This window comes from Microbispora sp. NBC_01389, from assembly GCF_045040095.1.
Classification (GTDB): Bacteria; Actinomycetota; Actinomycetes; order Streptosporangiales; family Streptosporangiaceae; genus Microbispora.
The window spans coordinates 5,722,077-5,734,095 of sequence record NZ_CP109552.1; the positions used below are offsets into that span (position 1 = coordinate 5,722,077).

Here is a 12,019-nt window from a genome sequence, read left to right on the forward strand (position 1 = left end):
TGGGGCTAGAGCCAGCCGTTGTGGCGGGCCAGGCGGGCCGCCTCGATCCGGTTCCTGGTCCCGGTCTTTCCGATCGACGACGACAGATAGTTGCGTACGGTGCTCTCCGACAGGTGAAGCCGCGCGGCGACGTCGGCGATGGTCGAGCCGTCCGCCGCCGCGGCGAGGACGTCGCGCTCGCGTTCGGTCAGCGGGCTCGGGCCGGTGCTGAGCGCGGCGGCCGCGAGGGCGGGGTCGATGACCAGATCGCCCCGCAGCACTCGGCGGACGGCGTCGGCGAGGTCCTCGACCGGGCCGTCCTTGACCAGGAACCCCCGCGCCCCGGCTTCCATCGCCCGGCGCAGGTATCCGGGCCGACCGAAGGTGGTGAGGATGAGCACGGCGCAGCCGGGCAGGCGTTCGCACAGGTCGGCGGCGGTCTCCAGGCCGCCGCGGCCCGGCATCTCGATGTCGAGCAGGGCGACGTCGGGCCGGGCGCGCAGGGCGGCGTCCATCACCTCGTCGCCGCGGCCCAGCTGGGCGACGACCTCGATGTCGTCCTCCAGGCCGAGAAGCAGGGCCAGCGCGCCACGCATCATGCCCTGGTCCTCGGCCAGCAGCACCCTGATCACGCCTGCTCCCCCTTGTCGTACGGCACGGCCTTGTCGTACGGCACGGCCACGCGGAGCAGGAAGCCTCCGCTCGGCGGCGCGGCGATCTCCAGGCTGCCGCCCACGGCCCGGACCCGTTCGCGCAGCCCCGTCAGCCCGTTGCCGTGCCCGGGGGCCTTCTCCCGGGCGGGGCCGTCGTCGCGGATCTCCAGCAGCAGGCGGCCGCCTCCCTCGACCAGATCGATCTCACAGGACGCCGCGCCGCTGTGCCGTACGACGTTGGTGACGCCCTCGCGTACGGCCCAGCCGAGCAGCGCGTCGATCTCCGGAGCCGTCCGCACCGGGCAGGTGCGGACGACGGCGCCGATGCCGGCGTCGGCGAGGACGGCCTGGGCGGTGTCGAGCTCGGCCGGCAGGCCCCTGCCGCGGTAGCCGGTGACGGCGGCCCGCACCTCCGCCAGCGCCTCCCGCCCGATCCGCTCGATGTCGGCGGCCTGCGCGGTGGCCGCCTCCGCGTCCACCCGCGTCAGCCGGCGTACGGCCTCGGCCTTGACGACCATCACCGAGAGGGTGTGGCCGAGCAGGTCGTGCAGGTCGCGGGAGAAACGCAGCCGTTCCTCGGTGACGGCGGTGCGCGCCAGCTCCTCCCGGGTGGCCTTGAGCTCGTGGATGGCCGACCACAGCCTGACGATCATGGCGGGGATGAGGCCGGCGGTGAACGTGCCCCAGACCAGCGGGGCCGCGTCGGTGAGGCCGGCTCCGCCTCGTACGGCCAGGATCAGGGCGGCCGCGCACTCCGCGAACAGCAGCAGTGGCAGTATCCGGCCCTGCACCGCGATCCCGGTGGCGATGGCCAGCATGATGACCAGATAGAGCCAGTTGCCGCCGAACCCGGCGGCCGCCGCGAGGACGACGGCCGCCAGTAGTGCGAGCGACGGCAGGGCTCGCCGCCGGTCGGCGAAGGAGTAGTGGGTGGTGATGAAGTACAGCCCGGCCGCGGCCCCCACCGCCGGCCACGCCAGCCAGAGCGGGTGGGACCGGCCGTGCGCGATGTCCCACACCGCGCCCGCCGCCAGGACCACCCAGAAGAACATCCCTTTGGCGTCGGGGCCGCGCTCGCCCTCCCGCAGGGGATCGAGCCAGATGTCGCGTTCGGTCGTCATGGGGAGTGTCAGGGTATCCTGGAGATCAGGCCCGGCGCCCGGCGCGGCGGTAGCCGTACATCGCGTAGGCGGCGAAGGCGAGCAGCCACGCCCCAAGGATCGCGGCCTGCCGGAGGGTGGGGACGTCGCCGAAGGCGACCCGCCAGGACAGGCCCGCGTAGCTGTTCGACGGCGTCCAGTCGGCGATCGCGCGCAGCCAGGAGGGGAACGTCTCCGCCGGTATCCACAGGCCGCCGACGATGGACAGGGTCAGCATGGTCGCGACGTTGGCCACCGCCGCCGTCTGGCCGGACAGGCGGTAGCCGTTGCCGAGGCCGAGCAGGGAGAACGGCACGGTCCCGGCCCACAGGAGCACGATGATCGCCAGCCACCGCTGCGGCGGGAGCGTGACGTGGTTGACCAGCACGCCGGCCAGCAGCACGGCCGCGATGCTCGGCACGACGCCGACGACCCCGGTCAGCACCTTCCCCGTGACGACCTGCGCGGGGGTCAGCGGAGTGAGGCGCAACTGACGCAGCCATCCGGTCGCGCGGTCCTCGGCGATGCCGCTGCCGTTGTTGAACGCGCCGCCGAGCGCGCCGTACGCCGCCATGCTGACCATCGTGTAGATCGCGGCGTCGTGGCGGTCGCCGGGCGCCAGGCCGAGGTTGGTGAAGATGACGTACATGACGACCGGCATCAGGACAGCGAAGATCACATAGCCGCCGTCGCGCATGGTCCTGGTCAGTTCAAGCCGGACGTATCCCCACATCACACGTTCTCCTTGCTGGCTGGGGCGGGGGCTGGGGCTGTGCTGGTAAGGGCGACGAAGGCGTCCTCCAGGTCGGCCGGGACGACCTCCAGGTCGCGTACGGCTCCCGCGCGGGCAAGGGCCATGACGGTGGCGTCGGAGTCGCCGCTGCGCAGGTGGGCCCGGCCGGCCCGGATCTCCATGTGACGAACACCGGGCAGGGTGGCGAGCCAGGAGGCGTCGCCGTCGATGGTCACGCGGACGGTGGTCAGCGCCGCCGCGCGCTTGATCTCCGCGCTGGTGCCGTCGGCGATCACGCGGCCGCGGCCGAGCACCACGATCCGGTCGGCCTGCTCGTCGGCCTCCTCCAGATAGTGCGTGGAGAACAGGATGGTCTTGCCCTGGTCGGCGAGCCCGCGCAGGCCGGTCCAGAACTCCCGCCGGGCCGCGACGTCGAGGGCGGCGGTGGGCTCGTCGAGGACGACGAGGTCCGGATCGCCGCACACCGCCATCGCGAACCGGACGCGCTGGGCCTGGCCGCCGGACAACCGGTCGACCCGGCGGCCGAGCAGGTCGCCGATCCGCGCGAGGGCCACCGCCTCGTCGAGGGGGAGGGGAGCGGGATAGGTGCCGGACACGAAGGACAGCAGTTCGCGGACCGTGACCCGCTGGACCAGGCCGCCCTCCTGCGTCATCGCGCCCACGCGGCCCCGCCGCACGGCCTGCTCGGGGGCCAGGCCGAACAGCGCGGCCCGCCCGGAGTCGGGGGGGATCAGCCCGAGCAGGAGCGCGATGGCCGTCGACTTGCCGGCGCCGTTGGGGCCGAGGAGGGCCAGGGTCTGGCCGCGGGGGACGGTGAGCGTGAGCCCGTCGACGGCCCGTACGGGGCCGAAGCTCTTCGTCGCAGTGGTCAGGGACACTGCGGGGGAACTGCCCGGGTCGGGGATGTCGGTGTCCATGCTGAAAACGGTAGAAGCGCGGAGGCTCGCGCGACCAGAGCGATCGATCCGGCCTCGGGCAGGACAAAAGTCCCAACCAGTGAATCTACAACGTAAAGGCGTCGGCTTGTCAGACCATCTCGGCGAGGAGCACGGCCAGATCACCTGAGCGGGAGAGCATCGGCCAGTGGCCGGTGGGCAGCTCACGCAGCTCCCACTCCGGGCCGCCGAGCGGCGCGAACACCGGATTCCCGCTCGCGATCAGCTCCTTGACCTGCGCGAGCGGGAACGAGCAGCTCACCAGCGTCTTCGGCAGCGCGGCGAACGCGGCGGCGGCGTCGCCCAGCGCGAGGGGCTGCCTGATCGTGCCGAGCGGCTGGTCGGTGGCTCGGGCGGCCATCAGCGCACGCTCCCCCTCGCCCAGCCCTTCCAGGCTCGCGCCCGACTCCTGCAGTTCGTCCCAGGAGGGCATCGGGTAACGCCGGCCGTCCTCGACGCGCTTCTCGACGAACTCCCGCCCGGTCAGGTCGATCTGGGCCAAGCCGTCCGGCACCGGGCCGCTCTCGACGTATACGACCCGGCTCACGCGGCCGGCCGCGCGGGCGGCGGCTCCGGTGATGGCGGCGGCGCTCCCGCTGTGGCCGACGAGCACGACATCGTGCAGGTCCTCGGCCTCGACGAGGCCGGTGATGTCGCGGATGTGGGTGTCCAGGTCGAGATCGGGGGAGGCGAGGTGGGCGCGGTCGGCGAGGCCGGTGAGGGTCAGGGGGTAAACCTCGTGCCCCATGCCACGGAGGGTGGCGGTCACGTCCCGCCATGCCCACGCGCCGAGCCAGAAGCCAGGGACAAGTACGTATGTCGTCATGCGTCGACGCTAGAGCCCAATCAGGGCAGAATCGGTCCTGATATGTCGACCAATCGCGTTCTTGCCTTCCTGGAGCTGCTGCAGGCCAGACCCGGGCTCACCGGTCCCGAGCTGGCCGAGCGCCTGGAGGTGGACGTGCGGAGCGTGCGCCGCTACGTGCGCAGGCTGGAGGACCTCGGCATTCCGGTGGAGGCCGAGCGGGGACGTTACGGCGGCTACCGGCTGATGCCGGGTTACCGGCTGCCGCCGCTCATGCTGACCGGCGACGAGGCCACCGCCGTGGTGCTCGGGCTGCTCGCGGGCCGCCGCGCCGGCCTGACGGTGGGCGAGGGGACGGCCGAGAGCGCGCTCGCGAAGATCCAGCGGGTGCTGCCCGACGCCCTGCGCGACCGGGTCGGCGCCATCGAGGACATGGTCGGCCTGACCACCCGCTCCGCCGCGACCTCCCGGCCCAGTGGCGCCACGTTGCTGACGCTGGCCGACGCGGCCCGCCGGCGTCTCCGCGTACGGCTGGCCTACCGGTCCTACCGGGGACAGGACAGCGAGCGGACGGTCGATCCCTATGGGCTGGTGTTCCACTCGGGCCGCTGGTATCTGACCGGCCACGACCACCGCAGGAACGAGGTGCGGACGTTCCGGCTCGACCGTATCGGCCGGGCGGAGATGACGGAGGAGGAGTTTCCCGCCCCGGGGGAGTTCGACGCGGTCGCCCACGTCATGGAGTCGCTGGCCTCCGTGCCGTACCGGTACGAGGTCGAGGTGGTGCTGGCCACGACGATGGAGGAGGCGCGGCGGCGGATCCCGCCGACGGTGGCCACGCTCGCTCCGGTGGACGGCGGCGTCCGGATGACCGGCCGCGCGGAGCGGCTGGACGGCATGGCGCAGGTGCTGGCGGGCCTCGGCGTGCCGTTCACCGTGGCCGGCCCGCCGGAACTCCGCGAGGAGGTGCGGGCGCTCGCCCGTCGTCTGGAGGAGTGGGCCGGTCCGGCCCCGAGGCGAACTGCCCCGTGACGCGGCCGCGCGCCTGTGGGTCAGGCGTTCTGGCCGAGGTGTGCGGCCCGCCCGTCCGGTGTACGGCCGGGGGGTTCTGGGGCCGGTGATGTGCGGCTTAGGTGCGCCGGTGCGGTGGGGGTGATCGCTCTCATGCTGGGACAGCGAGCGGCTGACGAGGCTGCCTTGGCGCCCTGATCATCAGTAATGGTCGCCGTAGCAGTAGTTCCGAGCCCCGTCTGGGTTCGGTCAGAACCGAAGAACCCGAAAAAAGTGGTGCCATCGGTGGTAGCCACCGCGCCTGGATGGCCGCCTTGACGGGGCCGGTGATGTTCCGCATGTTCGCCCCGCTCAGGTTCGCACCCCGCAAGTCAGCATCCTTCAGCGCCGCCCCGCGCAGATCCGCACGAGTGATGCTGAGCGCAGTCGTGCGAATCTCATGTTCGCGTGTGTCAGCGTCGCGTTGGTGAGATCCGCGCGGGTGAGCGTCGTCCAGCTCAGCCCCGCACCCGTGAGCGATGAGGTCCGGGATCGGGTATCAGTGCTTGTGTTCCAGCGCCGCCAGCCGTTCGGCTACTTTGTCGCCGATGGTGACGAGCATCGCCATCTCGGTCGCAGTGAGATGATCAATGAGCACGTCGCGGACGTCGGCCACGTGCTGAGGAGCCGCGACCTTGATCAGGTCGCTGCCCCGGGGAGTGATGGCGACTACCGCCCCCCGTTGGTCGGCGAGGCACCGCTCGCGGGACACCAGGCCGCGATTTTGCATCCGGCCCAGGTGCTGCGACAGGCGGCTCTTCTCCCAGCGCAACAACTGGCCGAGTTCGAACGACCTCAGCCGGCCTTCGGGCGCCTCAGAAAGATGGGCCAGGACCTGGTAGTCAGCGCCGGACAGCCCGCACCGGTTGCGCAGCTGCCGCTCGATGAACTCCGACAGCCCGTCCTGCATCTTCATCAAGCTGCGCCAGGCCTGCTGTTCTCGCTCGTCCAACCACCGCGGCTCGGTCACGCACGTCACTTTACCGTCTGGTTGACATGGTAACCAAGTGCCACGTACATTTTGGTTCACACGTTAACCAAATGGGGGGCGTCGATGCCACAGCCGTTGACAACGACGGGTGGGCATGGCGTCTTATCCAGCTCCAGAAAGCAGGCACTCCATGAGCAGCATCAGCATTATCGGCCTGGGGGGTATGGGCCGCGCCATTGGCGCCCGCGCGGTCGAGGGCGGCCACGCCGTCGAGCTCATCGGCCGCGACGCGGCCAAGGCCAAGGACCTGGCCGCCGCGCTCGGCGGCGGGGCTACGGTCGGGACATTCGGCGCCGTCCCGATTGGCGACATCGTCGTCCTGGCCGTGCCATACGCCAGCGCCGTGCCGGTCGTCGCCCAGTACGGGGATGCACTGGCCGGCAAGTTCATCATCGACATCTCCAACACGTTCAACGCCGACGCCACCGGGCTCGTCATCCCTGAAGGCACGTCCGGTGCGCAGGAGATCGCCAAGGCAGTCCCGGCGAGCGCGCACGTCGTGAAAGCGTTCAACACGGTCTTCGGCCACGTGCTGGCCCAGGGGCGTCCGTTGGACGTGTTCTTCGCCGGAGATGACGCGCGGGCCAAGGCCGACGTGTCGGCGTTCATCGAGAGTCTCGGACTGCGCCCGCTCGATGTCGGCGGCCTGGAGATGGCCCGCTGGCTGGAAGGGGTCGGGCCGCTGCTGATGGGCCTGGCCCGCAACGGCGCGGGGACCTTCGACGTCGCCCTCGGCGTCGACCTCCCCGGCTGAGCGCACCCCTGCTAGTAGCCCGCGGCGCTCCCGCCACGGATTCTCACGAAGGAGTCATCGTGCGTCTGATATGGCAGCTCTTGGCGGTTGTGGCGGTCTGGATCCTCGGCAGTCTGGGCACGGCGGCGGTGAAGGACAACCCCTGGCTGGCGCTCGTCGCCGGCCTGCTGACGGCCGTCGTCGCGGTCCTGGTCTACGGCTGGGTGGTGCGGCGCACCGAGCACCGGGCCCCCGTCGAGGTGTCGCTGAAGGGAGCAGGCGCGGGGATCAGCTGGGGCACGCTGCTCGGCATCGCGCTGTTCGGGGCAGTCATCGCGAACATCGCCTTCTTAGGCGACTACACGATCAACGGCCTGGGCACGCCAGCGAGCGCCGTCGGCCTGCTCGGCATCATGGCGGGTGCCGCCGTGACCGAGGAGCTGGTCTTCCGCGGTGTCCTGTTCCGGAACGTCGAGCACTGGACCGGAACCTGGATCGCGCTCGTGCTGACCGGCTCGCTGTTCGGCCTGATCCACCTGCTCAACGCGAACGCCACCCTGTGGGGCGCCATCGCTATCGCCATCGAGGCAGGCGGGATGCTGACCGCCGCGTACATCGCCACCCGCAAGCTGTGGGTGCCGATCGGTCTGCACTTCGGCTGGAACATTGCCGCGAGCGCCATCTTCAGCACCAAGGTGTCCGGCAGCAACACCCCGCAGGGCCTGCTGGACGCGACGATGTCGGGTCCCGCGCTGGTCACGGGCGGCGACTTCGGACCGGAGGGCAGTGTGTACGCCGTGGTGTTCGGCGTGGTGGCCACCGTCGTGTTCATGTGGCTGGCACACCGGCGTGGTCACGTGGTCCCCGTCCGTCGCTCGGCCCGGGCGGACGTGGCCGCTAGGCTCGCCAGGTGATCGAACCCCCGCCGGCGCGCACGTCGTGAAGGCGTTCAACACCGTCTTCGGTCACATGCTGGCGCAGGGCAACCCGCTGGACGTGCTCATCGCCGGCGACGACGCTGAGGCCAAGGCGACTGTGTCGGCATTCATCAAGAGCCTCGGGCTGCGGCCGATGGACACCGGCCCCCTGGGAATGGCGCGCTGGCTGGAGGGAACGGGCCTGATGATGATAGGCCTGGGCCGCTACGGCGCGGGAAGCTTCAACTTCACCCTCGGCGTCAGCACTTCTGCCTGAGCGCGCCCGCACCACCACTTCTCGCGCCACATCAATCACAAGGAGCAGTAGCGTGCGCGTTTTCGTCACTGGCGGGACCGGCCATTCCGGTTCGTACATCATCCCCGAGCTCATCGCCGCCGGGCACGAGGTCACCGGCCTGGCCCGGTCGGACACGGCCGCGGCGGCGCTGTCCGCGCTCGGCGCGAAGGTGCGCCGCGGCGACCTCCAGGATCTCGACGGGCTCAAGGAAGCGGCTGCGGACTCCGACGGCGTCATCCACGTCGCGCACAGGCAAGACCTGCTTCCGTCCGGTGGGATCCACGCCGTGGCCGCCGCCGAGCTCCCGATCATGCTCGCCTACGGCGAGGCACTCGCGGGAACCGGAAAGCCGCTGGTCGCGGCGGGGAGCATCGGCTCGCCCGGGCAGGGATTCCTGGGCCGGACGGCCACCGAGGAGGACCCGGCCCTTCCCGGCGGCGATGAGTACAAGGGTACCCTGCGGGCTCGTAACGTCGTGGAAACCGCCGTAGTCGGCCTCGCCGAGCGGGGAGTGCGGTCTTCGGTCGTGCGGATTGCCAACATCGCGCACAGCACGACCGATCGTGCCGGCTTCCTCGTGCAGCTGATCGCGCTCGCGAAGGAGAAGGGCTTCATCGGCTACCCCGGAGACGGCGCGAACCTGTGGAACGCCGTGCACATCCGCGATGTCGCCTCCTTGTTCCGCTTGGCGCTGGAGAAGGGCCCGGCCGGCAAATACTGGCATGCGGTCGACGACGGGGGCATCCCGTTCCGGGAGATCGCCGAGGCCATTGGCAGCCGCCTGGGCCTGCCCGCCGTGAGTGTTCCCGTGGACGAACTGATGCTGCCGGGATACTTCGGGTTCCTCGCGAACATCGTCACGCAGAGCTACCCGGCGTCCAACCTCATCACCCGCCGGACCCTCGGCTGGGAACCCGCTCAGCCCAGCCTGCTCGCCGATTTGGACAACGGCCATTACTTCCCCGCCAGCTGACGGCAGGGACCCCCATCGCAACGAGTCCGGCCAATCGCAAGGATACGGCTCTTGGGAGGGACGCTGAGAATATGACGACTGTGGGATTCATCGGAAGCGGATACATCGGCAGTACCATCGCGCGGCTCGCCATCGCGGCCGGGCACCAGGTCGTGCTCAGCAACTCGCGCGGTCCCGAAACGCTCGCGGACACGGCCGCAGAACTGGGGCCGCGGGCGTCCGCGGCGACGAGCGGGGAGGCCGCGGCGGCCGGTGACATCGTCGTGGTCACGGTGCCGGTCAAGGCGTTCCCCAACCTTCGCCGCTGGGGTTCGGTGAAACGCCTTCGGGCCTGCTCCGAGGCTGGCTACGGTCCGGCTCGTGCCGGTGGAATTTCTGAGCGATGAACAAGCTGAGGCGTACGGGACGTTCGCCGAGGAGCCGACGAGGCCCGAGCTGGAGCGGTTCTTCATGCTGAAGGCCGCCGGTTCCCTGGTCACCAACCAGGTCCGCGCCTGCGACCTGCCGCGCATGTTCGGCCGGGAGGGGCGCCCGACTCCGCTGGGCGCGGCGTTCGCGGAGTACGGGCGCATTGCCAAGACCGAACACCTGCTGCGGGTGGTCGACCCGGTCGACGACATCTACCGCAGGCAGATGAACCGGCAGCTCACCGTGCAGGAGTCCCGCCACAAGCTGGCCCGGGACGTGTGTCACGGCAAACGCGGCACCATCCACCAGGCGTACCGGGACGGCATGGAGGACCAGCTCGGCTCGCTCGGCCTGGCCCTCAACGCCATCGTGCTCTGGACGACGAAGTACATCGACGCCGCCGTCGCCCAGGCGAAGGCGGAGTGCCACGAAATCCGCGACGAGGACATCGCCCGGCTCTCCCTGCTCAAGCACCGCAACCTGAACCTGCTCGGCCGCTACAGCTTCACCGCCAGCGTCCCGCCCGCCGGCGCCCTACGCCCGCTGCGCGACCCGGACGCGCCTGGACTGGACGAGGACGACGAAGCCGAGGAATGAGCACGCTGCTCGACATCTCTCGGGCGCCCTCGATCTCGGCGGCGAGAGCGTAGGCGGTCTTAGCACGCCGGGCATGCCACTGGACCCCGAGAGCACCCGCTACATGCGGCGCAACACCGAGGCAGGGCAGCAATTCGATGATCCATCCGTCAACCGTTTGCTCAGACGGGAAGTTCGGTGATATTGAGGGCGAAGTCCAAGTTCCCCACCCCGTGGTTGGCGAGGCCCACCGTGACCACGCCCGCTCCTTCCAGCCAGTGCGCCATTTTCAGGCCACCGACGTCCAGCGGGCGCAACCCGAGGCTCTCGACGAACGCCTCCACACTTGCCTTGGCCTGCGCATTGTCGCCGGCGATGAAGACGTTGGGCCGCCCCTTCTCCAGGACATGGCGGAAGATGGTGTTGAACGCCTTCACCACGCTGGCGCTGGCCGGGGCGGCCTTGGCGACTTCCTGTGCGATCGAGGTCTCCTCGCGGTGGGCTAGCCCGTCGAGCGTGGAATTGAAGGGATTGCTGATGTCGACGATGACCTTGCCCGCGAGAGCGTCTCCGTACTCGGCGACAACCGGCACGACACCGTTATACAGCAGGGCCACGATGACGATGTCCCCGGCCGGGGCGGTGCCCCATTCTCCCGTCGTGGTGCCGCCGCCGAGAGCCTTGGCCAGGTCAGCGGCTTTGGACTGATCTCGGCCCATGACCTCGACGGTGTTGCCGCCCGCTATCGCCCGCGCGCCGAGGGTGCGGGCCATATTCCCGGTGCCGATGATGCTGATGTTGCTCATGAGATGTCCTGCCCTGGTTGTGTGTTGTTCGGTCTAGATGGCGGTGGTGCCGCCGTCGGCGACGAGTTCCATGCCGTTGACGTAGCTGGAGTCGTCAGAGGCGAGGAAGAGGGCGGCGGTGGCGATTTCGTCGGGGCGGCCCATCTGGCCGCGTGGGATGAGGGACTCGAACTGGCGCTTGGTGGCCTCGTCGAAGAGTTCTTCCTGCTTGGCGGTGGCGACTTGGCCGGGGGTCAAGACGTTGACGCGGATGCGGCGGTCCTTGAGCTCGTTGAGCCAGATTCGGGCCCAGGCCTGCTGGACGGCCTTGCTGCCTGCGTAGACGCTCCAGCCGGGGAAGGCGCCGAGGGAGGCGTTGGAGCCGGTCATGAGGATGGAAGCCGCCTTCGACATCCCCCCCACCACCCCCCTGTGCCCCTACATCGCCGCCGCCGTCGAACTCCACGACCCCCAGCACCCCGCATCCCAGTACGCACGCGACTACAAGAAAGCCGTCGCCGCGCGGCTCGCCGACACCGCCCGCGAAGCCGGGGCCGCCGACCCTGAACAGCTCGGCCAGCAGCTCGCGCTGCTCATCGACGGCGCCGCGGCCCGCACCCGGGTCCTCAACGCCGACGCCTTCCCCACCGCCGCCGCCATCGCCGCCGTCCTCATCGACAACGCCATCCCCGCCACAGCCAGCGATGAACGGCGACGGGAGGAAGTGTCAAGCTGACGTGGCACTCCGCGGCCGGGCTGGACGCGCTGCCGGTCGCACGGCTGCACCCGCTGGTACGCGACACCAGCCGCCCGGCACCTGGCCCGGGGTCGTCAACGAGCACCGAACGGGGTGCCATGTAATTGGCTATGCGAGAGTGTCGGCAAACGATCGTTTGACGACAGGCGAGCTAAGCGTCCAATGAACCCGTGCAATCCGGGGGTTCGCGGCGGCGCGAATCCAATCAGATCCGATGATGACTGCTGACAGGGTTTGACGACAGATAGGGTCCGATTCTCCGTACG

Annotated in this window: 17 protein-coding genes and 1 pseudogene; 8 read left to right on the top strand and 10 right to left on the bottom strand. The window is 70.2% G+C overall.

Annotated features, from left to right (window positions below; genetic code table 11):
* Nucleotides 1-5: 5 nt before the first annotated feature.
* From OG344_RS25230 to OG344_RS25250, 5 genes are all read right to left on the bottom strand, one after another.
* Nucleotides 6-611, bottom strand: coding sequence for a response regulator (locus OG344_RS25230; RefSeq protein ID WP_405085205.1), 606 nt, complete (start codon nt 609-611; stop codon nt 6-8).
* Nucleotides 608-1,753 carry a sensor histidine kinase gene (locus OG344_RS25235; RefSeq protein WP_405085206.1) on the bottom strand — a complete coding sequence of 382 codons (1,146 nt, stop codon included), beginning with the start codon at nt 1,751-1,753 and terminating at the stop codon, nt 608-610. The genes OG344_RS25230 and OG344_RS25235 overlap by 4 nt, the downstream gene beginning before the upstream one ends.
* Before the next feature lie 25 nt (nt 1,754-1,778).
* Nucleotides 1,779-2,504 (bottom strand): ABC transporter permease, encoded by a 726-nt coding sequence (locus OG344_RS25240; RefSeq protein WP_405085207.1) that lies wholly within the window; start codon nt 2,502-2,504, stop codon nt 1,779-1,781.
* Nucleotides 2,504-3,442 carry an ATP-binding cassette domain-containing protein gene (locus tag OG344_RS25245; RefSeq protein ID WP_405085208.1) on the bottom strand — a complete coding sequence of 313 codons (939 nt, stop codon included), beginning with the start codon at nt 3,440-3,442 and terminating at the stop codon, nt 2,504-2,506. Before OG344_RS25245 ends, OG344_RS25240 begins: the two co-directional genes overlap by 1 nt.
* 109 nt (nt 3,443-3,551) lie before the next feature.
* Complete coding sequence (locus OG344_RS25250) at nt 3,552-4,286, bottom strand: alpha/beta fold hydrolase (protein ID WP_405085209.1); 735 nt, start codon at nt 4,284-4,286, stop codon at nt 3,552-3,554.
* Between the two features lie 42 nt (nt 4,287-4,328).
* On the opposite strand from OG344_RS25250, the gene OG344_RS25255 reads away from it, so the two are divergent.
* Nucleotides 4,329-5,297, top strand: coding sequence for a helix-turn-helix transcriptional regulator (locus OG344_RS25255; RefSeq protein WP_405085210.1), 969 nt, complete (start codon nt 4,329-4,331; stop codon nt 5,295-5,297).
* 130 nt (nt 5,298-5,427) lie between these two features.
* Here the strand turns inward: OG344_RS25255 and OG344_RS25260 are convergent, their stop codons facing one another.
* From OG344_RS25260 to OG344_RS25270, 3 genes and pseudogenes are all read right to left on the bottom strand, one after another.
* Nucleotides 5,428-5,712, bottom strand: coding sequence for a pentapeptide repeat-containing protein (locus OG344_RS25260; protein WP_405089170.1), 285 nt, complete (start codon nt 5,710-5,712; stop codon nt 5,428-5,430).
* Nucleotides 5,658-5,786, bottom strand: a pseudogene (locus tag OG344_RS25265) (pentapeptide repeat-containing protein); the annotation flags it as partial. The gene OG344_RS25260 and the pseudogene OG344_RS25265, both read right to left, overlap by 55 nt.
* A 28-nt stretch (nt 5,787-5,814) precedes the next feature.
* Nucleotides 5,815-6,285, bottom strand: coding sequence for a MarR family winged helix-turn-helix transcriptional regulator (locus OG344_RS25270; RefSeq protein WP_364137773.1), 471 nt, complete (start codon nt 6,283-6,285; stop codon nt 5,815-5,817).
* Nucleotides 6,286-6,436: 151 nt separating this feature from the next.
* On the opposite strand from OG344_RS25270, the gene OG344_RS25275 reads away from it, so the two are divergent.
* The 6 genes from OG344_RS25275 to OG344_RS25300 all read left to right on the top strand — a co-directional run bounded on the left by OG344_RS25275 (nt 6,437) and on the right by OG344_RS25300 (nt 10,232).
* Nucleotides 6,437-7,060, top strand: coding sequence for an NADPH-dependent F420 reductase (locus OG344_RS25275; RefSeq protein ID WP_405085211.1), 624 nt, complete (start codon nt 6,437-6,439; stop codon nt 7,058-7,060).
* A gap of 59 nt (nt 7,061-7,119) precedes the next feature.
* Complete coding sequence (locus OG344_RS25280; protein ID WP_405085212.1) at nt 7,120-7,953, top strand: CPBP family intramembrane glutamic endopeptidase; 834 nt, start codon at nt 7,120-7,122, stop codon at nt 7,951-7,953.
* Nucleotides 7,954-7,978: 25 nt separating this feature from the next.
* Nucleotides 7,979-8,233: a hypothetical protein gene (locus tag OG344_RS25285; protein ID WP_405085213.1), complete on the top strand. Its 255-nt coding sequence runs from the start codon at nt 7,979-7,981 to the stop codon at nt 8,231-8,233.
* A gap of 52 nt (nt 8,234-8,285) precedes the next feature.
* On the top strand, nt 8,286-9,227 hold the full coding sequence (locus OG344_RS25290; RefSeq protein ID WP_405085214.1) for an SDR family oxidoreductase: 942 nt from the start codon (nt 8,286-8,288) through the stop codon (nt 9,225-9,227).
* Between the two features lie 71 nt (nt 9,228-9,298).
* Nucleotides 9,299-9,613, top strand: coding sequence for an NAD(P)-binding domain-containing protein (locus tag OG344_RS25295; RefSeq protein WP_405085215.1), 315 nt, complete (start codon nt 9,299-9,301; stop codon nt 9,611-9,613).
* Nucleotides 9,588-10,232, top strand: a complete 645-nt coding sequence (locus OG344_RS25300; RefSeq protein WP_405085216.1) for a Tn3 family transposase — start codon at nt 9,588-9,590, stop codon at nt 10,230-10,232. The genes OG344_RS25295 and OG344_RS25300 overlap by 26 nt, the downstream gene beginning before the upstream one ends.
* A gap of 161 nt (nt 10,233-10,393) precedes the next feature.
* Here OG344_RS25300 and OG344_RS25305 read toward each other — a convergent pair whose 3' ends face one another.
* Both OG344_RS25305 and OG344_RS25310 read right to left on the bottom strand, forming a co-directional pair.
* Nucleotides 10,394-11,017, bottom strand: a complete 624-nt coding sequence (locus OG344_RS25305; protein WP_405085217.1) for an NADPH-dependent F420 reductase — start codon at nt 11,015-11,017, stop codon at nt 10,394-10,396.
* Between the two features lie 33 nt (nt 11,018-11,050).
* Nucleotides 11,051-11,410 (bottom strand): SDR family NAD(P)-dependent oxidoreductase, encoded by a 360-nt coding sequence (locus OG344_RS25310; protein ID WP_405085218.1) that lies wholly within the window; start codon nt 11,408-11,410, stop codon nt 11,051-11,053.
* On the opposite strand from OG344_RS25310, the gene OG344_RS25315 reads away from it, so the two are divergent.
* A complete protein-coding gene (locus OG344_RS25315) occupies nt 11,385-11,732 on the top strand; it encodes a hypothetical protein (RefSeq protein ID WP_405085219.1) in 348 nt (115 codons plus the stop codon). The genes OG344_RS25310 and OG344_RS25315 overlap by 26 nt on opposite strands.
* The last annotated feature ends 287 nt before the right edge of the window (nt 11,733-12,019 follow it).